Origin of the sequence: Streptomyces sp. AC555_RSS877 (assembly GCF_019049245.1) — a bacterium.
GTDB lineage: Bacteria > Actinomycetota > Actinomycetes > Streptomycetales > Streptomycetaceae > Streptomyces.
On record NZ_JAGMUK010000077.1, the window covers coordinates 84,535 to 108,214 of the forward strand.

A 23,680-nucleotide genomic window follows, 5' to 3' on the forward strand; every position below is an offset into this window, starting at 1 on the left:
TTGACTGCTGGCCGGGTGCGGGCAGCCGGGTTGGATCGGCGTGGGCGTCGTAACCCGACTGCTCCAGTAACGCCTTGTGCAGCCTTTGCCCAACCCGTACGCCGATGCGTACAACCATTCACTCGAACTCGTGAGTCAACAGGGGCATGACTCAAGGGATATCGAGACGCGCGAGAGTGCTCGCGGCGGGCGTGGGCGCCGGTGTGCTCATCCCCGTCGTGGCCGCCGCCGCGCCCGCCGCCGCGGCCACACCGGCCGTCAGCTGTACGTCCGCCAAGGCGGGCCTCGCCGACAAGCTGAGGAAGGACATCACCGCGGCCCTCGCCACCCGCAAGGGCACGGTCGCCGTCGGTGTCTACGACCGCACCACCAAGACGACGTGCACCCTGCGCCCCTCGACGGCCTTCGACTCCGCCAGCGTCGTCAAGGTCACCGTGCTCGCCGCGCTGCTGTGGGACGCGAAGAAGCACAACCGCTACCTCACCGACCGCGAGACGACGCTCGCCAAGGCCATGATCACCAAGTCGGACAACGCCGCGACCAGCACGCTCTGGAAGCAGCTCGGCCTGACGAAGATCAAGGGCTTCCTCACCGCGGCCGGGATGACGCAGACGAAGCCCGGTGCGAACGGCTACTGGGGGCTGACCCAGATCACCGTCACCGACGAGCAGAAGCTCCTCAAGCTGGTCACCGCGAAGAACACGGTCCTGAGTGACAACTCCCGCGCCTACATCCTCAAGCTGATGGGCCAGGTCATCTCCTCGCAGCGCTGGGGAACGCCGTACGGAGTGCCGTCCGGAGTCTCCGTCGCCGTCAAGAACGGCTGGCTGCAGCGGGCCACCAACGGCTGGCGGGTGCACAGCGTCGGCGCGTTCAAGGGCAACGGCCACGACTACATGATCACGGTGCTCACGCACGGCAACAGCACCATGAACTACGGGGTCGCCACGATCCAGGGCGTCGCGAAGGTCGTCCACAGGGATCTCGCCGCGAGCTGAGGCCACGACGCTTCACGAGCCGGTCTCCCGCCCGTCACCGGGCCGTCCTACCGTGACCTCCATGCGCCTGAGAACCGTACTCGCCAGCACCTCCGCGGCCCTGGCGGCGGCCACCTGCCTGACCGCCGCCGGTCCCGCACACGCCGTCGCGCACGCCTGCTCCCCGTCCGTCTCCATCGACCGCTTCTCCGACGCGCTCGACAAGACGACGTACGACGGCACCTTCGTCGGCAACCTCTCCGCGCTCGCCGTGGACAGGGACGGCTCGCCGGCCGCCCTCTCCGACCGGTCGTCGCTCTTCGACCTCGACGCGAAGACCCTCCAGCCCGAGGGCGTCGTCCCGCTCGCCGACGAGAACGGCACCGCGCTCGACTCCGAGGGGCTGGTCATCGACCGTGACGGCACCCGGCTGGTGACCTCCGAGACCGAACCGTCGATCCGCCGTTACTCCCCGGACGGCCGCATCCTCGACCGCCTCCCCGTCCCGCCCTCCCTCCAGGTAGCCCCGGCCGGCCGGGCCGTCTCCAACGGCACCTTCGAGGGACTGACGATGCTCCCCGGCGGTCGCACCCTGCTCGCGTCCATGGAGTACGCCCTCTCCGGCGACAGCGCGGGCATCGTCCGCTTCCAGACCTGGCAGCGGCACGCCAGGGCCTTCGAGCTCGGCGCCCAGTACGCCTACCGCACCGACACCGGTCTCGGCGTCCCCGAGGTCCAGGCCCTCCCCGACGGCCGCCTCCTCGTCCTGGAACGCGGCTTCACCGCCGGCGTCGGCAACACCGTCCGTCTCTACCTGGCCGACCCGCGCCGCGCGACCGACACCAGCGGTATCGAGAACCTGACAGGTCAGGACGGCGTACGCCTGATCAAGAAGACCCTGCTCACGGATCTCGCCGCCTGCCCGTCCCTCGGCGCCACGGCGAAGCAGCCCCAGCCGAACCCGCTCCTCGACAACATCGAGGGGATGGCGATCACCGGCAGGGGCAAGGGCGGTCTCAAGGTGCTCCTGGTCAGCGACGACAACCAGAACGCGGTACAGACGACCCGCTTCTACTACCTGCGGGTACGCGTCTGACCAGCATCTGACCTCTTCTACCTGCGGGTGCGCGTCCGACCGCTTCGCTCCCGTCTTGTTGCGGAGGGATGAAATCCGCTTCCATTCGTGTTGGTGCCTTCCGGACGAGCAGGACGATCAGACGAGCAGGACGAACGGAAGGCACCGGCGTGGCAGCGCAACAGGGGGAGACACAGGGCTGGGCGCGCAGGCTGGGCGGTTACGCGTGGCGCCACCGCACGGACGTCGTTCTCGCCCTCGGCTCCTCGCTGGGCGGCATGGCCGTCATGGCGCTGGTCCCGCTGGTCACCAAGGTGATCATCGACGACGTGATCGGCGACCACAGCCGGGACATGGCCCCCTGGGCGGGCGCCCTGATCGCCGCGGCCGTCGTCGTGTACGTCCTCACCTTCATCCGCCGCTACTACGGCGGCCGCCTCGCCCTCGACGTCCAGCACGACCTGCGCACCGAGATGTTCCAGACGATCACCCGCCTCGACGGGCGCCGTCAGGACGAACTGTCCACCGGCCAGGTCGTCGGCCGTGCCACCAGCGACCTCCAGCTGATCCAGGGCCTGCTCTTCATGCTCCCGATGACCATCGGGAACATCCTGCTCTTCCTCATCTCCCTGGTGATCATGGCGTGGCTGTCGCCGCCGCTCACGCTGGTCGCGCTGGCCGTCGCCCCGGCCCTGTGGTGGATCGCCAAGCGCAGCCGCAGCAAGCTGCACCCCGCCACGTGGTACGCCCAGGCCCAGGCCGCCGCCGTCGCGGGCGTGGTCGACGGAGCCGTCAGCGGCGTACGCGTGGTGAAGGGCTTCGGGCAGGAGGACCAGGAGACCGGGAAGCTCCGGGAGGTCGGCCGCCGCCTCTTCGCCGGCCGGCTGCGCACCATCCGCTTCAACTCCAGGTACACCCCGGCCCTGCAGGCCGTTCCCGCCCTCGGCCAGGTCGCGATGCTCGCGGTCGGCGGCTGGCTCGCGGTCCGCGGCCACATCACGCTCGGCACGTTCGTCGCCTTCTCCACCTACCTCGCCCAGCTCGTCGGCCCGGTCCGCATGCTCGCCATGGTCCTCACGGTCGGCCAGCAGGCCCGTGCGGGCACGGAACGCGTCCTGGAGCTCATCGACACCGAGCCTTCGATGCGGGACGGCACGAAGGAGCTTCCCGCCGACGCGCCCGCGACCGTCGAGTTCGACGACGTCTCCTTCGGCTACGACGACGAGCGCCCCGTCCTGGACGGGCTGAGCTTCGAGATCCGCCCCGGCGAGACCCTCGCCGTCGTCGGCTCCTCCGGCTCCGGCAAGTCGACCGTGTCGCTGCTGATGCCCCGCTTCTACGACGTGACGCGCGGCGCCGTCCTCATCGGCGGCCACGACGTCCGCGAGCTCACCCTCGACTCGCTGCGGGCCGCGATCGGCCTGGTTCCCGAGGACTCCTTCCTCTTCTCGGACACGGTCCGCAACAACATCGCGTACGGCCGTCCGGACGCGACCCAGGACGAGATCGAGAAAGCCGCCCGCGCCGCCCAGGCGGACCGTTTCATCGTCGAACTGCCCGACGGCTACGACACCACGGTCGGCGAACACGGCCTCACCCTCTCCGGCGGCCAGCGCCAGCGCGTCGCGCTCGCCCGCGCCATCCTCACCGACCCGCGCCTGCTGGTCCTCGACGACGCCACCTCCGCCGTGGACGCCCGCGTCGAGCACGAGATCCACGAGGCCCTCCAGCACGTCATGCGCGGCCGGACCACGCTGCTGATCGCCCACCGCCGCTCCACCCTCAACCTCGCCGACCGCATCGCCGTCCTCGACGGCGGCCGGCTCGCCGACCTCGGCACCCACGAGGAACTGCAACAGCGGTCCGCCCTCTACCGCCGCCTCCTCACCGACCCGGACGAACTCGGCGGCGTCTCACCCGGCCACGCCCGCCCCGCCGAGCCGGCCGAGGACACCTCCGTACGGGACGAACTGGACGCCGAGTTCGACGCCGAGAGCGGCATCACGCCCCGGCTCTGGGCGGGGGAGCGGGAGCGCCGGGACATCGCCATGGACGGCACCCCGGCCACCCCCGAGCTCCTGGCGGAGGTCGACGCGCTGCCCCCGGCGACCGACACCCCCGACATCGACGAGGCCCGGGCGGTCGCCGCGGAGGAGTCGTACGGTCTGCGCAGGCTGCTGCGGGGCTTCGGCCTGCCGCTGCTCGTGAGCCTCGGCCTCGTCGCCGTGGACGCCGGGATGGGCCTGCTCCTCCCGGTGATGATCCGGCACGGCATCGACGACGGCGTCACCGACATGGCCCTGGGCGCGGTCTGGGCCGCCTCTCTCCTCGCCCTGCTCAGCGTCCTCGTCCAGTGGGCCGCGCAGGTCGGCGAGATCCGGATGACCGGGCGGACCGGCGAACGGGTCCTGTACTCCCTGCGCCTGAAGATCTTCTCCCAGCTCCAGCGGCTCGGACTCGACTACTACGAGCGGGAGTTGACTGGCCGGATCATGACGAGGATGACGACGGACGTCGACGCCCTCTCGACCTTCCTGCAGACCGGCCTGGTCACCGCGTTCGTCTCGGTCGTCACCTTCTTCGGCATCATGGGTGCCCTGCTGGTGATCGACGTACAGCTCGCCCTCGTCGTCTTCGCGACCCTGCCCCCGCTGATCATCGCCACGTTCTTCTTCCGCCGGGCGAGCGTGAAGGCGTACGAACTGGCCCGGGAGCGGGTGTCGCTGGTCAACGCCGACCTCCAGGAGTCGGTGTCCGGGCTCAGGATCGTGCAGGCCTTCCGCCGCGAGCACGACGGCAGCCGGCGGTTCGCGGAGCGCAGCGACAGCTACCGCCGGGCTCGCATCCGGGGCCAGTGGCTGATCTCGATCTACTTCCCGTTCGTCCAGTTCCTGTCGTCGGTCGCCGCCGCCGCCGTACTGATCGCGGGCGCCGGACGGGTCGACGCGGCAACCCTCACCACCGGTGCCCTGGTCGCGTATCTCCTCTACATCGACCTGTTCTTCGCCCCCGTCCAGCAGCTCTCCCAGGTCTTCGACGGCTACCAGCAGGCCACGGTGTCACTGGGCCGCATCCAGGAGCTGCTCCAGGAGCCGACCTCGACCAAGAGCGCCGGCGAACCGCTCGAAGTCCTCTCCCTGCGGGGCGAGATCGCCTTCGAGGACGTCCACTTCACGTACGGCTCCACCGGTAAACCCGAAGAAGCCCTGACCGGCATCGACCTGCGCATCCCCGCCGGCCAGACGGTCGCCTTCGTCGGCGAGACCGGTGCCGGCAAGTCGACGCTGGTCAAGCTGGTCGCCCGCTTCTACGACCCGACGGGCGGCCGGGTGACCGTCGACGGCACGGACCTCCGCGCCCTCGACCTCACCTCGTACCGCCACCGCCTCGGCGTCGTCCCGCAGGAGTCCTACCTCTTCCAGGGCACCGTCCGCGACGCCATCGCCTACGGCCGCCCGGACGCCACCGACGCCGAGGTGGAGGCGGCTGCCCGCGCGGTCGGCGCCCACGAGATGATCGCCACCCTGGAGGGCGGCTACCTGCACGAGGTCGCCGAACGCGGCCGCAACCTCTCGGCGGGCCAGCGCCAGCTGATCGCGCTGGCCCGCGCCGAGCTCGTCGACCCGGACGTCCTCCTGCTCGACGAGGCGACCGCGGCCCTGGACCTGGCCTCGGAAGCACAGGTCAACCAGGCCACGGACCGCATCGCGGGCCGCCGTACGACACTCGTCGTCGCCCACCGGCTGACCACGGCGGCCCGCGCGGACCGGGTGGTCGTCATGGACCACGGACGGGTCGCCGAGGACGGCACGCACGACGAACTGCTCGCGCGCGGCGGGCGCTACGCCGAGCTGTGGCGGACGTTCGTGGGGGAGGACGAGCCCGCGGCGGCCTGACTGGCCGACGGCAGGTCACCGGCAACATCCGACACACCTGTCCCGCGGGGCACTGGCAACCATCCGACACCTGTCCCGCGTCCGTACACCAGTACGCTCATCGCGCGATACGGGAGGGACGCCTGTGGACAGGGGTGCTGGGATCCGCCGACGGCTGGCGATCGGTTTGGCCGTGCTGACCGCGTCCGGGCTGCTCGCCGTGGCCGCGCCCGGGGACGCGCAGGCCGCCGCCTCGTCCTGCGAGGGGCGCAAAATCAAGTCGTTCTCGTTCTCCACCGGCTCCGTGGAGGTGTACAAGCGGCGCGGGTACATCTGCGCGATCACGCTGCCCAAGAAGCCCGGCACGCGGCGCTACATGAAGGTCAGCGTGCACGCGTACGGCCTTCAACCGGTCGTGGACGAGGGGCAGTACAGGCGCTGGGCCGGGCCGAGGACCGTACACGCCGGTCAGCGCTGCGTGCGGGTCCAAGGCGTGGTGGGCGGCGGATCCTACAAATCCGACTGGTTCCTGTGCTGAACCACGGACCGAACGGGCCGAGCAACCGAACAATCGACCAAACCACAGGCCGAACCCACAGGCCTATACACAGACTTCCTACAGGGTTTTCCCCATCAAAGGCCCATCTCCCCTGGTGCTGAGGCGACTTGCTCCGCTAGCTTCCGGCGCACATCTGTACTCACAGGGGAGGGTGCATGCGCAAGGCGCTCAGATGGCTGCTGGCGCTCACGGTGCTCATAGGCACGTTGAGCACGGCGGGGGCGGCCACAGCCGCCGAGCCGGAGGCCACAGGCACCACTGGCCTCACCGGCACCACCGCGGCCACGGACATCAAGGAACGACTCCTCTCCATACCGGGGATGAGCCTGATCGAGGAGAAGCCCTACACCGGGTACCGCTACTTCGTCCTCAACTACACCCAGCCGGTCGACCACCGGAAGCCGTCCAAGGGCACGTTCCAGCAGCGGATCACCCTGCTGCACAAGGACGTCTCGCGCCCGACGGTCTTCTACACCGGCGGCTACAACGTCTCCACGAACCCGGGCCGCCGCGAGCCGACCCAGATCGTGGACGGCAACCAGGTCTCCATGGAGTACCGCTTCTTCACCCCGTCCCGGCCCGACCCGGCCGACTGGACCAAGCTGGACATCTGGCAGGCCGCCAGTGACCAGCACCGCATCTTCAAGGCGCTGAAGAAGATCTACACCAAGAAGTGGATCTCCACGGGCGGCTCCAAGGGCGGCATGACCGCCACCTACTTCGAGCGCTTCTACCCGAAGGACATGGACGGTGTCGTCGCGTACGTCGCCCCCAACGACGTCGTGAACAAGGAGGACTCGGCCTACGACCGCTTCTTCGCCACCGTCGGCACCAAGGAGTGCCGCGACCGGCTGAACGCGGTGCAGCGCGAGGCGCTGGTGCGCCGGGAGCCGCTGGAGAAGAAGTACGAGGCGCTCGCGGCCGAGAACGGCTTCACCTTCACCACCGTCGGCAGCCTCGACCGCGCCTACGAGGCGGTCGTCCTCGACTACGTCTGGGGCTTCTGGCAGTACAGCCTGCTCTCCGACTGCGACTCGATCCCGGCGGACGCGAAGAACGCGACCGACGACGAGATCTGGACCTCGATCGACACGATCTCCGGGTTCTCCTTCTACACCGACCAGGGCCTGTCGCCGTACACGCCGTACTACTACCAGGCGGGCACGCAGCTCGGCGCGCCGTCGATCGTCTTCCCGCACATCGAGAAGAAGTACATCCGCTACGGCTACCAGCCGCCGCGGAACTTCGTCCCGCGCGACATCCCGATGACGTTCCAGCCGTACGCGATGCGTGACGTGGACACCTGGGTCAAGCACAACGCCCGCCACATGCTCTTCGTCTACGGCCAGAACGACCCGTGGGGCGCGGAGCCGTTCCGCCTCGGCAAGGGCGCGAAGGACTCGTACGTCTTCACGGCGCCCGGCCTGAACCACGGAGCCAACGTGGCCGGCCTGGTCCCCGACCAGAAGACACTCGCCACGGCCCGGATCCTGGAGTGGGCGGGCGTCGCCTCCGCCACCGTCCAGGCGAACCCGTCGGCGGCGAAGCCGCTGGCGAAGTTCGACGCCAAGCTGGACAAGCGGGACGTGGAGCGGGAGCCGGCGCTGCGCCCGTAACGCACGTGCTGCGCCCGGCCCCGGGCTCCTTCGGGGGTCACACCGGCCGGGCGCAGCCCACCGGGTGTTCGCCGCCCAGTTGGACGTACAGGGCCGTCGACAGCGGGCACTGGGTGCGTTTGTCGACCGCCTTGGTCACCCTGTGTTCCGGTTTCTTGTCGCCCTTGCCGTCGCACGCGGTCTCGCGGACCTGGCCGTCGCCCAGGGCGTAGACGCAGTCGCCGACGATGGTGCGGGGGCCGCCTCCGCCGCCGGGGTCGCCGGGGTGCGGCGGGCTCAGATTGCGCATGCAGGCGTAGCCCTGGGGGATCGCTCCGTCGCCGTCCTCGTCGGAGACCTGGCTCTGTTCGCTGATGTGCAGCACGAAGTCGGTGGTCGCCGGGCACTGCGGTCCGTCGCCGACCGTGCCGTCGTGGCGGGCCACGACCCGGGCCGCCGCCCGCTCACCGGTGCACGCCACCTCGGTGAAGCTGGTCGTGCCGAAGGAGCTGCACTCGTCGACCGCGAGGAACACCGCGCCGTACCCGGCCGTCCGCGAGGGCGAGGGCGGCACCGCCGTGCTGAGGCGCCCGTCCTCCTCGCCACCGCCGCCCGCACCGGACGCCGGTCCCGAACATCCCGTCAACAGGGCGGCCAGCAGCGCCAGCAGGGCGCACACGACCCCCACGGAACTTCTCTCGCGCATCGCCATCCCCCCGGGTCCCCCCGCCCAGCGTGACCCGACGTGGCGGGCGCACGCCAGACATGCAGGGTGCTTTGAGCCTTTTGGGGGGGCGTACACCGGTTGCGTGGCGTATGTGGGCTACGTCTGATACGACAGCCCGTGCCCGACGGGATAGAGCACTCGCGCCGGATCGTCCGCCCGTACCACCGGCACCGGCAGCTTCCCGCGCGGTGAGACGCGCCCCGCGATGACCCGGGCGGCGGCCCGCAGCTCGACGTCGGTCCAGGAGTAGGCAGCCAGGCAGGCCGGCACGGAGGGCAGCTGGGCCACGTCATACGGATTGCGGATCGCGACCGCCACCACCGGTTTCCCGGTCGCCACCAGTTGCTCGACGAGCGTCTTCTGGGTGCTGGTCGCGGTGACGTTGTACGTCCCCACAACCACCGCGTCCACGTCCCGCGCCGCCGCGAGGGCCGTGGCGGTCGTGGCGGCCGAGGGGGCGGTGCCCGTCGACAGGGCGGTGGCGGTGAAGCCGAGTTCGGTGAGCGCGCCCGCGAGCACGCCGGTGGGCGGCCCGGTCGTCCCGGACGGCGAGGCGGGATCGGCCCCCACGACGAGCACCCTGGGATGCGTACGCCGGGACAGAGGCAGCAGCCGCCCCTGGTTCACCAGCAGCGTGGTCGTCCGCTCCGCGATCCGGTCGGCCGCCGCCAGATGGGCCGCGGTGCCGACCGTGTCGGTGACGCCGGCCTGGCTGACGTAGGGCTCCTCGAACAACCGCAGCTTCGCCTTGAGCCGCAGCACCCGCAGGACGGACGCGTCCAGCCGCGCCTCGGTGAGCTCCCCGTCCTGTACGGCCTTCAGTACGGCGTTCCACGCGAGGTCCAGGTGGGGAGGGTCGAGGAGCTGGTCCACCCCCGCCTTCAGCGCGAGCACCGGCACACGGTCGTCGCCGTACTTCTCCCGTACGCCCTTCATGCCGAGGGCGTCCGTCACCACGACCCCGTCGTAACCGAGCTTCTCGCGCAGGATGCCGGTGAGGATGGGGCGGGAGAGGGTGGCCGGGTCGCCGGAGTCGTCGAGCGCCGGGACCATGATGTGCGCGGTCATGATCGAGTCGATGCCGGCGCGGACGGCGGCCCGGAAGGGCGGCGCGTCGAGCTCTTCCCACTGGGCGCGCGTGTGGGTGATGACCGGGAAGCCGTAGTGGCTGTCGACGGCGGTGTCGCCGTGCCCCGGGAAGTGCTTGGCGGTCGCGGCGATCCGTGCGCGCCCGTACCCGGCGACCTCGGCGGCTACCAGCCCGGCCACCGCGCCCGGTTCGGCACCGAAGGACCGGACGCCGATCACCGGGTTCGCCGGGTTGACGTTCACGTCGGCGACGGGGGAGTAGTTCTGCCGGATGCCCATCGCCCGCAGTTCGCGGCCCGCGACGAGGCCGAGGGTGCGGGCGTCGGCGCGGGAGCGGCCGGCGCCGACGGCCATCGCGCCCGGGAAGAGCGTGGCGGGCTTCCCGACCCGGCAGACGATGCCGTGCTCCTGGTCGGTGGAGATCAGCACGGGCAGCCCGCGCGGCCGCTCCAGGGACGCCTTCTGGATCCCGTTCGACAGGTCCGCGATCTGGTGGGGGCTGCGGGTGTTGTGCGCCCAGCTGAAGTAGATGATCCCCCCGAGCCGGTACTTGGCGACCAGCTCGGCGGCCGTGCGCACGCCGAGCTCCCTGAGGTTGGCGTCGATGTCGGCCTGGTCGGGGGCGGTCGCCGAGTGGCCGTAGACCCGCGTCACGAAGAGCTGGCCGACCTTCTCCTCCAGGCTCATGCGGGAGACCAGCATGCGCAGGTCCCTGTCGTCGGCGACGGCGTACGAGGGTGTGCCGACCGTCAGCGCGGCGGTGGCACCGGCGGTGGCGGCGAGGACGGTACGTCTGGAGGGACCTGCGGTGTTTTCCGAGCTTCCCGTGCTTCCCGAGCGACCTGTGCTTCCCGTGCTTCCCGTGCTGGTGTCGGGCACGTGTGCTCCTTCCGGAGGAGAGCCACTGAAGGAAACTTCCGAGAGGTCACCAATATCCGGGAAGTTTCTGCCGGTCAAGGGAGCGCACAGTAACCAGAGAGGGGCCGCCATCGGCGCAGTTGGAGGGGGGCGCGCCGATGGCGGCGTGCTGCCGGCCGCAGTACGGCGGAAGGGTGGGTCAGCGTTCGCAGCCAGCAGCGAGGCCGACACCGCACCACGGTGACTCTCCGACAGCTTGCGGATTGGACGAGCGAAGGCGGGGCGGGGTTCCCCGCCCGGGCCGTATTTCCGAAGTCGGTAGCCGTGGGGCGGGTGGGTTCACCGGGGGTGTGGCGGGAGGCGTTCCATCCCGTGGACGTCCCGGCGCGGGACGCGAACGGGGGGCGATCATCGAGGCATGCCCGTAGTCGACATTCCAGGCTCGAAGTCCATCACCGCCCGCGCCCTCTTCCTGGCGGCCGCGGCCGACGGTGTCACCACCCTCGTACGACCGCTCCGCTCGGACGACACGGAGGGCTTCGCGGAAGGCCTGGTACGGCTCGGCTACCGGGTCGGCCGGACCCCGGACGCCTGGCAGGTCGACGGCCGCCCCCAGGGCCCCGCGGTGCCCGACGCCGACGTGTACTGCCGCGACGGTGCGACCACGGCCCGCTTCCTGCCGACCCTGGCGGCGGCCGGCCACGGCACGTACCGCTTCGACGCGTCGCCCCAGATGCGCCGACGTCCGCTGCTCCCCCTGACCCGCGCCCTGCGCGACCTGGGCGTGGACCTGCGGCACGAGGAGGCGGAGGGCCACCACCCGCTGACGGTGGTGGCGGCGGGCGTCGAGGGCGGCGAGGTGACGCTGGACGCCGGTCAGTCCTCGCAGTACCTCACGGCGTTGCTGCTCTTGGGCCCGCTGACGCGGACGGGGCTGCGGATCACGGTGACGGACCTCGTCTCGGTGCCGTACGTGGAGATCACGATCGCGATGATGCTGGCGTTCGGGGTCGAAGTGCGCAGGGACGGGAACGTCTTCGTCGTCCCGCCGGGCGGCTACCGGGCGACGACCTACGCGATCGAGCCCGACGCCTCCACCGCGAGCTACTTCTTCGCTGCGGCGGCCGTGACCGGCGGCGAGGTCACCGTCCCGGGCCTCGGGACGGGTTCACTCCAGGGCGACCTGGGATTCGTGGACGTACTGCGGCGGATCGGCGCCGAGGTGTCGGTCCGCGCGGACGGCACGACGGTCAGGGGAACCGGCCGGCTGCACGGCCTCACGATCGCCATGCGGGACATCTCGGACACCATGCCGACCCTGGCCGCGATCGCCCCCTTCGCCTCCGGTCCGGTACGGATCGAGGACGTGGCGAACACCCGCGTCAAGGAATGCGACCGCCTGGAGGCCTGCGCGGAGAACCTGCGACGGCTGGGCGTGGCGGTGGAGACGGGCCCCGACTGGATCGAGGTCCGCCCGGGGCTGCCCGCCGCCTCCGGCACGCAGATCACGTCGTACGGCGACCACCGCATCGTGATGTCGTTCGCGGTCACCGGGCTCCGCGTGCCGGGTATTTCGTTCGACGACCCCGGATGCGTACGCAAGACTTTCCCCGGTTTCCATGAGGAGTTCGGGGCGCTGCGCGCACGGCTGTGAGGGGCGGCAAAAGGTGAGCTTCATGCTGCAGGGACCGGTTCTGGAGGGGGCGTTGGTCCGCCTGGAACCGCTGGAGCACCGGCACGCGGCCGGCCTGGCGGAGGCGGCGGAAGCGGACCGGGGCACCTACGAGTTCACGTGGGTACCGAGGGCCGACGAGGTCGGCGCCTACATCGACGCACAGCTGGCCCGCGCGACCACGGGACGACTCGCGCCGTACGTCCAGGTCTCGACGCGCACGGGACAGGTGGTCGGCGCCACCTCGTACTGGGAGCCCCGCTGCTGGCTGACGGACGACCGGCTCGACGCCGTCGAGGTCGGCTTCACCTGGCTCGCCGGCCCGGCCCAGGGCACGGGCATCAACGCCGAGGCCAAGCTCCTGCTGTTCCGGCACGCCTTCGAGAAGTGGGGCGTGTCCCGGGTCGACTTGAAGACGGACGCCCGCAACGAGCGCTCCCGCGCGGCGATCCAGAGCGTCGGCGCCCGCTTCGAGGGCGTCCTGCGGAACTGGTCCCGCTCCTGGGCACCGGGCGAGGACGGCCGGCTGCGCGACTCCGCGATCTTCTCGGTCACGGCGGCGGAATGGCCGCAGTGCCGGGGGCGACTGGAGGAACGGGTGGCGAGGCTGGCGGCGCGCGCAGGGGGGTAGCGGGAGCCCGTCCGGCCCCGGGTGGCGCGATCGCTGACGAGACGTCTGGCCGACCGCGTCTACGGGTGCGTGTCCGTGCTCGCGATGACCTCGTCGAGGTGGTCCAGGGTGGCCTGCAGGTCGTCGACCTTGGCCTGGATGCGCTCGCGCTCGGCTCGCAGCATGGCTCGTTGCCCGGCGTCGGTGTGCCCGGCGTCCCAGCACGGCAGGAGTTCGGCGATCTTTCGGCTGGTGAGGCCGGCGGCGAACATCTCCTGGAAGAAGCGGACCAGGGGGATGGCGTCCTGCCGGTACAGGCGCTGGCCGGACGGGCTGCGCTCCGCGATGAGCAGCCCTTGCTGCTCGTAGTAGCGCACGGCGCGCACGGAGACGCCGGCACCTCGTGCCACCTCGCCGATGCGGATCAACCGCTCGTCCGCGGCCACTGTGACAGTCATGGTGATTCCTCTCACCCCTGGCCCTGACGGCCAGCACTTGCCTCTGACGTTAGCGTCAGGTTTTAGCGTACCGGCCATGGACATCAACAACTCCGTCGCCCTTGTCACCGGAGCCAACCGCGGCCTGGGCCGCGCCTTCGCCCAGCGCCTGCTCGAACGGGGCGCCCGCAAGGTCTACGCGACGGCCCGCCGACCGGAGACCGTGGACCTGCCCGGGGTCGAGGTGCTGCCCCTCGACATCGCCGATCCCGCATCCGTGAGGGCCGCCGCCGAGGCCGCCCCGGACGTCTCGCTACTCATCAACAACGCGGGAATCAGTACGGGGACCGACCTGGTGACCGGTTCGCTGGACGCGGTGCGGCACGAACTGGAGACCAACATGTTCGGCCACCTGGGAATGATCCGGGAGTTCGCGCCGGCGCTCGCCAGGAACGGCGGGGGCGCGATCGTCAACGTCCTCTCCGCCATGTCGTGGTTCGGGGCCAAGGGCGCCAATGCCTACCACCTGACCAAGGCCGCCGCCTGGGCCATGACCAACGGCGTCCGCCTGGAGCTGGCCGAGCAGGGCACGCTCGTCACAGCGGTACACCTCGGCCTGGCCGACACCGACATGGCGGCGGGCCTGCCCGTGGACAAGATCGCTCCGTCGGACCTGGCCGACGCGGCGCTCGACGGTGTCGAGGCGGGCTCCGCCGAGGTCCTCGCCGACCAGTGGAGTCGGGACGTCAAGTCCCGTCTGCCGCTGACGCCGGAAGAGTTCAACGCCGCGATGGACCGCGCCCTGGCGGCGCTGATGGCGGCCTGAGGGGCCCCTCGGGCCGCACGGACCTCGGTCGGCTGCTTCTCCATCGGCCTCCCGAACTCCTCTGCTTGAGGTTGAACTCGTGGTGTCGCGTCGCTGATCAGGCGGGTCCGATGGTCAGGCCGGTCTCGGCGAGGCAGCGGTCCACAAGGCCGCGAAGTTCGGCCGCAGCTTCCACCGCATCGGACGGTTCGAGCCGACCTCCCAGGTCTGCTCGCACTGCGGCGTCAAGGACGGCCCCAAGCCCCTGCACATCCGCGTGCGGGAATGGGGGGCTTGCGGGGCCGTCCTCGACTGGGAGATCAATGTGGCGGTCAACGTCTCCAAGGCCGCCGGACTGGCGGTGTCAGCCTGTCGAGCGCACGTAAGACCGGTACCCGTACCGGCCCAGCGCGGTGAAGCAGGAACCCACCGAGCCGGTAAGCCGACCGTGGCTGGAATCCCCGGGCTTCAGCCCAGGGAGCGGAAGTCAAGCCGATTCGTTGAGCAGCCGGGCCAGGTGGTCGTGGCCCGCGCGCAGCAGGTCGGGGAGCGGGGCGGCCGCCTCGTACCACCGCTTCTCGTACTCCCAGCACAGCCAGCCGTCCCAGCCGTGGCGGGACAGGACGTCGACGCACTCGGTGAGGGGGAGGACGCCGGCGCCGAGGCGCAGGGGGGTCGTGTCGTCGGGGGAGGCGATGTCCTTGACCTGGACGTATCCGAGGTAGGGGGACAGGGCCGCGTACGTCTGGGAGGGCTGCTCGCCGCCCAGCCAGGTGTGCATGACGTCCCAGAGGGCGCCGACCTGGCGGTGGCCGACCAGGCCGAGGACGCGGATGGCGTCGGCGCCGGTGCGGTGCGAGTCGTGGGTCTCGAGGAGGATGCGGACGCCGAGGTCGGCGGCGTACTCGGCGGCCGTGCCGAGGCGCCGGGCGGCCGTGGCGTCGGCCTCCTCCCGGCTCTGCTCGGCGGCACCGCCGGGGAAGACGCGGATGAAGGGGGCGCCCAGGTCGCGGGCGAGGTCGAGCAGGCGGCGGATCTCCTCGATCACAGGGGCGTCGTCGCCCGGCGCGGCCACCCGCGCATACCCCGCGATGCCCAGGACCTCCACGCCCGCCGCCTTGAACTCGGCGGCCACGTCCATGCGTTGGGCGAGGTCGAGGCCGGGATGGACCGGCTCCTCCGGATCCGCGCGCAGCTCGACACCGTGGTAGCCGTACGTGGTCGCGAGTCGCAGCACTTCGGAGAGGGGCAGGCCGGGGACACCGAGGGTGGAGAACGCCAGTTTCATGGTCCCTACTGTCACTCGCCGGTGCCGCCGAGGTCCAGGCGCCAGTCCTGGCCGTTCAGGTCCTTTCCGAACGAGCGGTGGGGTTTCTCGGCGACGAGGACGAAGCCGTGGCGCTGGTAGATGCGGCGCGCGGAGGCGAGGACGTCGTTGGTCCACAGGACGAGGTCGCGGTAGCCGACACCGCGCGCGAAGTCGACGACCGCCCCGACCAGCCGGTCGCCGATGCCGAGCCCCCGCGCGTCCGGCTCGACCAGCAGCAGCCGCAGCCGGGCGGTGGCGGGCGCCTCGTCCCGTACGCACATCACGCAGCCCACCGGCCGTCCGTCCGACTCGGCGATCCACACCCGCTCCAGGTGCGGATCGTGGTCCTGGGCGAAGTCGGCGACGATCCTCGCGACCAGCCCCTCGTAGTCGGCGTTCCAGCCGTACTCCGCCGCGTACAGCGCGGCGTTGCGCTGCACGATCCAGCCGAGGTCGCCGGGGCCGGGCTCGCGCAGGACGACATCCTCGCGGCGGGGAGCGCGGCCGTCGGAGAGGAGTTCCCGCACGGTCCGCATCGCCTCGCTGAGGCGGGGACGCTCGGCGGACGGCACGGTGGCGAGCAGGGCGCCGACGCTTTCGTTCGCCCGTTCGGCGAGCAGTCCGGCCGTCTCGCGTCCGTGTGCGGTGAGTGAGACGCGCCGCCGGCGGGGGTCGAGGCGGGAGGGGGCCCGCTCGATCAGCCCGTCCTGCTCGAACTTGTTCAGGATCCGGCTCAGGTACCCGGCGTCCAGGGAGAGCTCGGCACGCAGGTCGGCCGCGTCCGTCCGCGGGGAGTGCGCGAGTTCGTACAGGACGCGGGACTCGGTGAGGGTGTAGGGGGCGTAGAGCTTGCGGCTGTAGTCGAGGGCGCCGATGACGTTCGTGTAGAAGCGGTTGAAGGCACGGATGTCCTGGACGGTCATGATCATTGACCCCCGGATGTTGACTCAGATGGTTGACTCAGTCAGAGATACCGTCGGGTCGAGCGTAGGCCGAGGGACGCCGCCCGTCCATGCCCGTGCGGCGCCCGGCCCCTCGCTGTTACGCGTCCTTGGCTGCTGCCCGGTAGACGCACACCTGCGCGCCGGTCGGCGCGGTCGCCGTCGACACCAGCTCGAAGGCGGCCTTGGTCCCGTCGTCCGGGAAGATCGACTTGCCGCCGCCGAGGATCACCGGCATGACGATGAGCCGCAGCTCGTCGACCAGGCCCTCGCTCAGCAGCGTGCGGGAGAGGGTGGGACTGCCCATGATCAGCAGGTTGCCGGTGTCGCTCTCGCGCAGCTTGCGGAGGTGGGCGACGGCCTCGTCACCGGCGATACGGGTGGTGTTGTCCCAGGTCAGCTGGTCGTCCGTGAGGGTCCGGGACACGACGTACTTCGGGATGGAGTTCATCCGGTCGGCTGGGGGTGCCCCCGCTTGCGGGGGAGGATCCCCCGCCCGCTCCGGCCACGCCCCCGCCATCGCCTGCCACGTCCGCCGCCCGAACAGCAGCCCGTCCGCCTCCCGCAGCGCCCCGTCGAAGGCCCCGCCGACCACCTCGGGGTCGAAGAACGGGTGCGTCCAGCCACCGTGCGCGAACCCGCCGTCGGTGTCCTCCTCCGCCCCGCCGGGCGCCTGTACGACGCCGTCCAGGCTGATGAACGCGGTGATGAAGATGCGCATGGGACTCACGCCGGTTCCTCGCGGGTGCCGTGATCGGCGATTACGGCTGTACAGACCAGGGTGCGGCGCAAAACTCATCGGTGCGCACCATCCAGCCCGTCCGGCGTTCGAGGACGAGGCCCGTTCAGGGCCGACAGCGGGGTCTGGGGGCGCAGCCCCCAGAACAAGGCAAAGGCCCCGGGGGCCGGTGGCGGAGCCCCCGGTGCACCGACGCCGGGTCACCCCGCAAGCACCGGCGAGCTCAGTCCCGCGGCACCCCGGAGGACCCCCGTACCATCAGCTCCCCCCGAATCGTCGCGATCCCGCCCGGCGGTGGCTCCTCCCGCCCCATCGCGATGCGCCCCGCCCGCACCCCGGCGTCCGCGAGCGGCAGCCGTACCGTCGTGAGGGCGGGCACCGCGTCGATGCTGAAGGGAAGATCGTCGAACCCGGCCACCGACACGTCGTCCGGAATCCGCAGCCCGGAGTCCCGCAGCGCCGCGCACGCACCCAGCGCGACGGAGTCGTTCGCCGCCACCACCGCCGTCAGCGAGGGATCCCGGCGCAGCAGCTCCAGGGTGGCCTCGTAGCCGGACCGCCGGTCGTACCGTCCATAGACCGTCCAGCGCGGGTCCTCGTCGATGCCGTGGGCCTTCAGCGCCTCCCGGTGGCCTTCCAGCCGGTGGCGGGTCGTCGTGCGTTCCTCGGGGCCGGCGATGTAGCCCAGCCGCCGGTGCCCGAGACCGATGAGGTGTTCGGTGAGTTCCCGCCCGCCCCCGCGGTTGTCGAAGGTCAGTGCGATCGCCTGGGTGTCGGGCGCCGGCGGTCTGCCGCACAGCACCACCCGCGTCCCCGCGTCCGCCATCTTGCGCAGCTTCGAGGTCATGGCCGCCGCGTGCGGCACGTTCTCCACCGCGCCGCCGGTGAGCACGACGGCCGCCGCCCGCTGCCGCTGCAGCAGCGTGAGGTAGGTCAGCTCGCGCTCGGGGAAGCCCCCGGTGTTGCACACGACCGCCAGCCGCTCGCCCCCCGCGCGTCCGCCCGGCCCGCCGATCTCCGACTGGATCGCGCCCGCCATGATCCCGAAGAAGGGGTCGGCGATGTCGTTCACCAGGATCCCGACCAGGTCGGACGTCGCCGCCGCCAGGGAGCTCGCGGGGCCGTTGAGCACGTAGTCCAGCTCGTCCACCGCCCGCAGCACCCGCTCACGGGTGGACGCCGCCACGGGGTAGTTTCCGTTCAGTACGCGCGACACCGTCGCGGGGGAGACCTGGGCGCGGGCCGCCACGTCCGCCAGGGTCACCGTCATCTCGTCGTCCTCCGGTCGCGCATCTCGTCGTACCTCGTCGTACACACACCGACCAACGCCGGTCCCTCGTTGCACAGGAGAGCCAACGGTGTCGAGCAGACCTTAAAGCCCCCGCCCCCGGTTGTTCGCCCCCTCGAACAACTCAACCCCGTCACGGTCTTGTCTGGACCGCTGATCAGAGGCTAGCTTCTCATCAGATAGAAAGCGCTTGCTGTAACGCTCATCAGCGGGGCGGGAATCCGACGACCCGGCCTAGGCGTACGCGGCGCGCACAACCGCGTACGAAACGCGCGCGAACGCCGCGTACGACGCCTACGAAGGGAATGACGTGACACGCAAGACGGTGCGTATCGCCATGAACGGCGTGACCGGGCGCATGGGCTACCGCCAGCACCTGGTCCGCTCCATCCTGGCCCTCCGCGAGCAGGGCGGCCTCGACCTCGGCGACGGCACCGTGCTGTGGCCGGAGCCGATCCTGGTCGGCCGGCGTGAGCACGCCCTGCGCGCGCTCGCCGAGCAGCACGGCCTGGAGCACATCTCCACGGACCTGGACGCGGTCCTCGCCGACCCGACCGTCGACATCTACTTCGACGCCCAGGTCACCTCCGCCCGCGAGGAGGCGCTGCAGAAGGCGATCGCCGCGGGCAAGCACATCTACACCGAGAAGCCGACGGCCACCGGCCTCGAAGGCGCCCTGGACCTCGCCCGCCTGGCCAACGCCAAGGGCATCAAGCACGGCGTGGTCCAGGACAAGCTCTTCCTGCCGGGCCTGCTCAAGCTCAAGCGGCTCATCGACGGCGGCTTCTTCGGCCGCATCCTGTCCGTCCGCGGCGAGTTCGGCTACTGGGTCTTCGAGGGCGACTGGCAGACCGCCCAGCGCCCGTCCTGGAACTACCGTGCCGAGGACGGCGGCGGCATCGTCGTCGACATGTTCCCGCACTGGGAGTACGTCCTGCACGAGCTGTTCGGCCGGGTGAAGACCGTCCAGGCCATCGCCACCACCCACATCCCGCAGCGCTGGGACGAGAACGACAAGCCCTACGACGCCACAGCCGACGACGCCGCCTACGGCATCTTCGAGCTCGACGGCGGCGCGATCGCCCAGATCAACTCCTCGTGGGCGGTCCGCGTCAACCGCGACGAACTCGTCGAGTTCCAGGTGGACGGCACGGAGGGCTCCGCGGTGGCCGGACTCAGGAACTGCCGGGTCCAGCACAGGTCCGCCACCCCCAAGCCGGTCTGGAACCCCGACATCCCCGCCACCGAGGTCTTCCGCGACCAGTGGCAGGAAGTGCCCGACAACGCCGAGTTCGACAACGGCTTCAAGGCCCAGTGGGAGCTGTTCCTCCGGCACGTCTACGCCGACGCGCCCTACCACTGGGACCTCCTCGCCGGCGCCCGCGGCGTCCAGCTCGCCGAGCTGGGCCTGAAGTCGTCGGCCGAGGGCCGCCGTCTCGACGTACCGGAGATCGCGCTGTGACCATCCGACTCCCCGACTTCAAGGGCGGCTTGCGGGCCTACGAGCCCCGTCCCGAACCCCTCGCCGTCACCTCCGGCACCGCCTTCACCTCCCGTACGGTCTTCTCCGCGGCCCACGTCGTCGCCGACCCGTACGCGGACGTGTCGCCCGACTCGCCCGCCGCCGTCGACTGGGACGCCACCCTCGCCTTCCGCCGCCACCTGTGGTCCCACGGACTCGGCGTCGCCGAGGCCATGGACACCGCCCAGCGCGGCATGGGCCTGGACTGGGCGGGCGCGGCCGAGCTGATCCGCCGCAGCGCCGCCGAGGCCAAGGCCGTCGGAGGCCTCATCGCGTGCGGTGTCGGCACCGACCAGATCGCCGCCGGGACACTGGAAGAGGTCCGCGCGGCCTACGAGGAGCAGCTCGCCCTCGTCGAGGAGTCCGGGGCGCAGGCCATCCTCATGGCCTCGCGGGCGCTCGCGGCGGCGGCCAAGAGCCCCGAGGACTACCTCGACGTCTACGGCCACCTGCTCCGCCAGTCCACCGAGCCGGTGATCCTGCACTGGCTCGGCCCGATGTTCGACCCGGCGCTGGAGGGCTACTGGGGCTCGTCCGACCTGGACGCCGCCACCGACACCTTCCTCGAGGTCATCGCCGCCCACCCCGACAAGGTCGACGGCATCAAGGTCTCCCTGCTGGACGCCCAGCGCGAGATCGACCTGCGCCGCCGGCTCCCGAAGGGCGTGCGCTGCTACACGGGCGACGACTTCAACTACCCCGAGCTGATCGCGGGCGACGAGAAGGGCTTCAGCCACGCGCTGCTCGGCATCTTCGACCCGCTGGGCCCGCTGGCGGCGGAAGCGGTCCGTGTCCTCGACACCGGGAACGTGACCGGCTTCCGCGAACTGCTCGACCCCACGGTCGAGTTGTCCCGCCACCTGTTCCAGACGCCGACCCGCTTCTACAAGACGGGCGTGGTGTTCCTCGCCTGGCTCGCGGGCCACCAGAGCCACTTCACCATGGTCGGCGGCCTCCAGTCGGCCCGCTCCCTCCCGCACTTCGCCCGCGCCTACGAACTCGCCGACCAACTGGGCCTGTTCCCCGACCCGAAGCTGGCCGAGGAACGGATGAAGAACCTGCTGAGCCTGTACGGAGTGACCCAGTGAGCACTGGACTCGAACGCTTCTCCATCAACCAGATGACGGTCAAGCAGCTGTCGATGCCCGAACTGGTCGACACCTGCCTCGAACTGGGCGTACCGGGAATCGGCCTCTGGCGCGAACCGGTCCAGTCGTACGGTGTGGAGGCGACGGCGAAGCTGGTCCGCGACGCCGGCCTGAACGTCACCACCCTGTGCCGCGGCGGCTTCTTCACGGCGATCGACCCGGACGAGCGCGCCAAGGCCATGGACGACAACCGCCGGGCGGTCGACGAGGCCGCCACCCTCGGCACCGACGTGCTGGTCCTGGTCTCCGGCGGCCTGCCCGCCGGCTCCAAGGACCTGCGCGGTGCGCGGGAGCGGATCGCCGACGCGCTCGGCGAGCTGGGCCCGTACGCGGAGGAACACGGCGTGAAGCTGGCCATCGAGCCGCTGCACCCCATGTACGCGGCCGACCGCTGCGTGGTCTCCACCCTCGCGCAGGCCCTCGACCTCGCGGAGCGCTTCCCGGCCCGCCAGGTCGGCGTCACGGTCGACACGTACCACATCTGGTGGGACGACGCCGCGCCCGAACAGATCGCCCGCGCGGGCGCCGGCGGCCGTATCCACACCTTCCAGCTCGCCGACTGGACCACCCCGTTGCCGGAGGGCGTCCTCAACGGCCGCGGCCAGATCGGCGACGGCTCCATCGACATGCGGGAGTGGAAGGCCCACGTGGAGGCGGCCGGTTACACCGGCCCCATCGAAGTCGAGCTGTTCAACGACGCGTTGTGGGCGCGGGACGGGCGAGAGGTGCTCGCGGAGACCGCGGCCCGGTTCGTGGAGCACGTGATCCGATGAGCGCGTGAGCCGGGCGAACGTGTCACCGGGCCCGTCGGCACGGCTGCGAAAAAAAATCGCGGATCCCGTGCAACCCTTTCCGCCCATCCTGTGTCGTACATGGCATCAGGACTTCTCGGAGGGGGATCCGGGGGGATCGCGGGGGTTCTGATGTGGAGGGGAAAACCCGAGGGGGGCCGGTCGAAGGACCGGACCCCCTCGAAGTTTTTCCCCGCCGGTGGCTGAGAACCACGGCCAATGGTTCAGAAGAAGACCCCGCACCGCAGCAGCACGTTCGCGTACGGCCGTGCCTCCCCGGTCCGGACCACCAGGCGCACCCCCGCCGACAGCTCCTTGAGCCTCTCGTGCGGGACCAGGGCCAGGTTTGGGAAGCGGTCGTCCAGCAGTGCCGAGGCCTCCGGGTTCGCGTCCCGTACCTCCGTCGCCGCCGTCGCGCCCTCCACCACCAGCTCGGCCAGCAGCCCCTCCAGCACCTCGGAGAAGGACGGCACCCCGGCCCGGAAGGCGAGGTCGACGACGCGCGGCCCGTCGGGTATCGGCATGCCGGCGTCGCACACCAGTAACCCGTCCCCGTGGCCCAGCTCGGCGAGCGCGCCGGAGAGGTGGCGGTTCAGGATTCCGCCCCTTTTCAACAGGACCCCCCTCCATGGGCCGTTCCGGATGCGTTGCCCGACCCGCGGCCGGGGGTCCGGGGGTTGCCCCCCGGGGAGGCACAGCACAGGGCCTCGACCTCCGTCGCCGTGGGGAACGACTCCTGCGCGCCCGGCCTGGTCACCGCCGCCGCCCCGACCCGGGACGCGTACGACGCCGCCTCCTCGAGCGACGCACCGGCGCCGATCCGGCAGGCCAGTGCCGCGGTGAACGCGTCGCCCGCGCCGGTCGTGTCCACGGCGGCCACCTTCACGGACGGGACCCTGGTCACGCCCTCCGAGGACGCCACCAGCGAGCCCTCGGCGCCCAGGGTCACCACGACCGACCGGGGGCCCTTCGCGAGCAGCGTCCGCGCCCAGTCCTCGGGCCGGTCGCCGACGAGGGCGTCCCCGAGGATCACCTTCGCCTCGTGCTCGTTGACGATCAGCGGGTCGCAGGCCGCCAGGACCTCCTGGGGCAGGGGACGCGGCGGTGACGGGTTGAGGACGAAGCGGCAGTCCGGCGCCAGGTTCCGTACGACCTCCACGACCGTCTCCAGCGGGATCTCCAGCTGCGCCGACACCACGCGCGAGGCGTGCAGGACACCGGCGGCGGCCCGCACGTCCTCCGGCGTCAGCCGGCCGTTCGCGCCCGGCGAGACCACGATGCTGTTGTCGCCCGACGGGTCCACCGTGATCAGTGCGACCCCGGTCGGCGCGCCGCCCACCAGGACGCCCGCCGTGTCGACGCCGGCCGCCCGCTGCGAGTCGAGCAGCAGCCGGCCGTGCGCGTCGTCGCCGACCCGGGCCAGCAGGGCCGTACGGGCGCCGAGGCGGGCGGCGGCGACCGCCTGGTTGGCGCCCTTGCCGCCCGGGTGGACGGCCAGGTCGGAGCCGAGGACGGTCTCTCCGGCTCCGGGGCGTCGTTCGACGCCGATCACCAGGTCGGCGTTGGCCGACCCGACGACCAGTAGGTCGTGGTCGTACATGAAGGAACTCCCCTGGTCAGTGACTTGGGGCGGGCGGCCTCGTGGCGCCCGCCCCCTCGGCGA

General features: G+C 71.2%; 20 protein-coding genes and 1 pseudogene. 12 read left to right on the plus strand and 9 right to left on the minus strand.

Going from position 1 to position 23,680, the window contains the following annotated elements:
- Nucleotides 1–146 precede the first annotated feature (146 nt).
- From KUM49_RS31025 to KUM49_RS31045, 5 genes are all read left to right on the plus strand, one after another.
- Entirely contained in the window at nt 147–998 is an 852-nt protein-coding gene (locus KUM49_RS31025; RefSeq protein WP_217240285.1) for a serine hydrolase, read from the plus strand.
- A gap of 61 nt (nt 999–1,059) precedes the next feature.
- The gene (locus KUM49_RS31030; RefSeq protein WP_217240286.1) at nt 1,060–2,073 is read left to right on the plus strand and encodes an esterase-like activity of phytase family protein; all 1,014 of its coding nucleotides are present in this window, start codon (nt 1,060–1,062) and stop codon (nt 2,071–2,073) included.
- A 149-nt stretch (nt 2,074–2,222) separates the two neighbouring features.
- Complete coding sequence (locus tag KUM49_RS31035) at nt 2,223–5,948, plus strand: ABC transporter ATP-binding protein (protein ID WP_217240287.1); 3,726 nt, start codon at nt 2,223–2,225, stop codon at nt 5,946–5,948.
- A 124-nt stretch (nt 5,949–6,072) separates the two neighbouring features.
- Nucleotides 6,073–6,465, plus strand: a complete 393-nt coding sequence (locus KUM49_RS31040) for a hypothetical protein (RefSeq protein WP_217240288.1) — start codon at nt 6,073–6,075, stop codon at nt 6,463–6,465.
- Between the two features lie 176 nt (nt 6,466–6,641).
- On the plus strand, nt 6,642–8,102 hold the full coding sequence (locus KUM49_RS31045; protein WP_217240289.1) for a S28 family serine protease: 1,461 nt from the start codon (nt 6,642–6,644) through the stop codon (nt 8,100–8,102).
- A gap of 37 nt (nt 8,103–8,139) precedes the next feature.
- On the opposite strand, the gene KUM49_RS31050 is transcribed toward KUM49_RS31045, so the two are convergent.
- Nucleotides 8,140–8,787, minus strand: coding sequence for a hypothetical protein (locus KUM49_RS31050; RefSeq protein WP_217240290.1), 648 nt, complete (start codon nt 8,785–8,787; stop codon nt 8,140–8,142).
- 117 nt (nt 8,788–8,904) lie between these two features.
- Entirely contained in the window at nt 8,905–10,776 is a 1,872-nt protein-coding gene (locus KUM49_RS31055) for a glycoside hydrolase family 3 protein (RefSeq protein ID WP_217240291.1), read from the minus strand.
- A gap of 397 nt (nt 10,777–11,173) precedes the next feature.
- Between KUM49_RS31055 and aroA the strand changes: the two genes are divergently transcribed.
- Both aroA and KUM49_RS31065 read left to right on the plus strand, forming a co-directional pair.
- The gene (aroA, locus tag KUM49_RS31060; protein ID WP_217240292.1) at nt 11,174–12,409 is read left to right on the plus strand and encodes a 3-phosphoshikimate 1-carboxyvinyltransferase; all 1,236 of its coding nucleotides are present in this window, start codon (nt 11,174–11,176) and stop codon (nt 12,407–12,409) included.
- A gap of 13 nt (nt 12,410–12,422) precedes the next feature.
- Complete coding sequence (locus tag KUM49_RS31065; RefSeq protein WP_217240293.1) at nt 12,423–13,058, plus strand: GNAT family N-acetyltransferase; 636 nt, start codon at nt 12,423–12,425, stop codon at nt 13,056–13,058.
- 59 nt (nt 13,059–13,117) lie between these two features.
- On the opposite strand, the gene KUM49_RS31070 is transcribed toward KUM49_RS31065, so the two are convergent.
- Nucleotides 13,118–13,495 carry a MerR family DNA-binding transcriptional regulator gene (locus KUM49_RS31070; protein WP_217240294.1) on the minus strand — a complete coding sequence of 126 codons (378 nt, stop codon included), beginning with the start codon at nt 13,493–13,495 and terminating at the stop codon, nt 13,118–13,120.
- 76 nt (nt 13,496–13,571) lie between these two features.
- Between KUM49_RS31070 and KUM49_RS31075 the strand changes: the two genes are divergently transcribed.
- Entirely contained in the window at nt 13,572–14,300 is a 729-nt protein-coding gene (locus KUM49_RS31075; RefSeq protein ID WP_217240295.1) for an SDR family oxidoreductase, read from the plus strand.
- 178 nt (nt 14,301–14,478) lie between these two features.
- Nucleotides 14,479–14,565: pseudogene (locus tag KUM49_RS50820) on the plus strand (hypothetical protein); the annotation flags it as partial.
- Between the two features lie 201 nt (nt 14,566–14,766).
- On the opposite strand, the gene KUM49_RS31080 reads toward KUM49_RS50820, so the two are convergent.
- The 4 genes from KUM49_RS31080 to KUM49_RS31095 form a co-directional block, all read right to left on the minus strand.
- Entirely contained in the window at nt 14,767–15,567 is an 801-nt protein-coding gene (locus tag KUM49_RS31080) for a sugar phosphate isomerase/epimerase (RefSeq protein ID WP_217240296.1), read from the minus strand.
- A gap of 11 nt (nt 15,568–15,578) precedes the next feature.
- Complete coding sequence (locus KUM49_RS31085) at nt 15,579–16,511, minus strand: bifunctional helix-turn-helix transcriptional regulator/GNAT family N-acetyltransferase (RefSeq protein ID WP_217240387.1); 933 nt, start codon at nt 16,509–16,511, stop codon at nt 15,579–15,581.
- Between the two features lie 118 nt (nt 16,512–16,629).
- Nucleotides 16,630–17,250 carry a dihydrofolate reductase family protein gene (locus tag KUM49_RS31090; protein WP_217240388.1) on the minus strand — a complete coding sequence of 207 codons (621 nt, stop codon included), beginning with the start codon at nt 17,248–17,250 and terminating at the stop codon, nt 16,630–16,632.
- 241 nt (nt 17,251–17,491) lie between these two features.
- Nucleotides 17,492–18,538: a LacI family DNA-binding transcriptional regulator gene (locus tag KUM49_RS31095; RefSeq protein ID WP_217240297.1), complete on the minus strand. Its 1,047-nt coding sequence runs from the start codon at nt 18,536–18,538 to the stop codon at nt 17,492–17,494.
- Between the two features lie 328 nt (nt 18,539–18,866).
- Between KUM49_RS31095 and KUM49_RS31100 the strand changes: the two genes are divergently transcribed.
- Genes KUM49_RS31100 through KUM49_RS31110 form a run of 3 tightly spaced genes read left to right on the plus strand, consistent with a single transcriptional unit; the run spans nt 18,867 to nt 21,999 of the window.
- Nucleotides 18,867–20,018 carry a Gfo/Idh/MocA family protein gene (locus KUM49_RS31100; RefSeq protein ID WP_217240298.1) on the plus strand — a complete coding sequence of 384 codons (1,152 nt, stop codon included), beginning with the start codon at nt 18,867–18,869 and terminating at the stop codon, nt 20,016–20,018.
- A complete protein-coding gene (locus KUM49_RS31105; RefSeq protein ID WP_217240299.1) occupies nt 20,015–21,166 on the plus strand; it encodes a dihydrodipicolinate synthase family protein in 1,152 nt (383 codons plus the stop codon). Before KUM49_RS31100 ends, KUM49_RS31105 begins: the two co-directional genes overlap by 4 nt.
- A gap of 32 nt (nt 21,167–21,198) precedes the next feature.
- Complete coding sequence (locus KUM49_RS31110; RefSeq protein WP_217240389.1) at nt 21,199–21,999, plus strand: sugar phosphate isomerase/epimerase; 801 nt, start codon at nt 21,199–21,201, stop codon at nt 21,997–21,999.
- Nucleotides 22,000–22,241: 242 nt separating this feature from the next.
- Here KUM49_RS31110 and rbsD read toward each other — a convergent pair whose 3' ends face one another.
- Both rbsD and KUM49_RS31120 read right to left on the minus strand, forming a co-directional pair.
- Complete coding sequence (rbsD, locus tag KUM49_RS31115) at nt 22,242–22,631, minus strand: D-ribose pyranase (protein WP_217240300.1); 390 nt, start codon at nt 22,629–22,631, stop codon at nt 22,242–22,244.
- Nucleotides 22,628–23,617 carry a ribokinase gene (locus tag KUM49_RS31120; RefSeq protein ID WP_217240301.1) on the minus strand — a complete coding sequence of 330 codons (990 nt, stop codon included), beginning with the start codon at nt 23,615–23,617 and terminating at the stop codon, nt 22,628–22,630. Before KUM49_RS31120 ends, rbsD begins: the two co-directional genes overlap by 4 nt.
- Nucleotides 23,618–23,680 lie beyond the last annotated feature (63 nt).

Excerpts from the sequence above, each read along its gene's own strand:
- KUM49_RS31070 (WP_217240294.1), bottom strand. The coding sequence starts at position 13,495 with ATGACTGTCACAGTGGCCGCGGACGAGCGGTTGATCCGCATCGGCGAG.
- KUM49_RS31085 (WP_217240387.1), bottom strand. The coding sequence starts at position 16,511 with ATGACCGTCCAGGACATCCGTGCCTTCAACCGCTTCTACACGAACGTC.
- KUM49_RS31030 (WP_217240286.1), top strand. The coding sequence starts at position 1,060 with ATGCGCCTGAGAACCGTACTCGCCAGCACCTCCGCGGCCCTGGCGGCG.
- KUM49_RS31075 (WP_217240295.1), top strand. The coding sequence starts at position 13,572 with ATGGACATCAACAACTCCGTCGCCCTTGTCACCGGAGCCAACCGCGGC.
- KUM49_RS31025 (WP_217240285.1), top strand. The coding sequence starts at position 147 with ATGACTCAAGGGATATCGAGACGCGCGAGAGTGCTCGCGGCGGGCGTG.
- aroA (WP_217240292.1), top strand. The coding sequence starts at position 11,174 with ATGCCCGTAGTCGACATTCCAGGCTCGAAGTCCATCACCGCCCGCGCC.
- KUM49_RS31120 (WP_217240301.1), bottom strand. The coding sequence starts at position 23,617 with ATGTACGACCACGACCTACTGGTCGTCGGGTCGGCCAACGCCGACCTG.
- KUM49_RS31090 (WP_217240388.1), bottom strand. The coding sequence starts at position 17,250 with ATGCGCATCTTCATCACCGCGTTCATCAGCCTGGACGGCGTCGTACAG.
- KUM49_RS31110 (WP_217240389.1), top strand. The coding sequence starts at position 21,199 with ATGACGGTCAAGCAGCTGTCGATGCCCGAACTGGTCGACACCTGCCTC.
- KUM49_RS31050 (WP_217240290.1), bottom strand. The coding sequence starts at position 8,787 with ATGCGCGAGAGAAGTTCCGTGGGGGTCGTGTGCGCCCTGCTGGCGCTG.
- KUM49_RS31045 (WP_217240289.1), top strand. The coding sequence starts at position 6,642 with ATGCGCAAGGCGCTCAGATGGCTGCTGGCGCTCACGGTGCTCATAGGC.
- KUM49_RS31080 (WP_217240296.1), bottom strand. The coding sequence starts at position 15,567 with ATGAAACTGGCGTTCTCCACCCTCGGTGTCCCCGGCCTGCCCCTCTCC.
- KUM49_RS31095 (WP_217240297.1), bottom strand. The coding sequence starts at position 18,538 with ATGACGGTGACCCTGGCGGACGTGGCGGCCCGCGCCCAGGTCTCCCCC.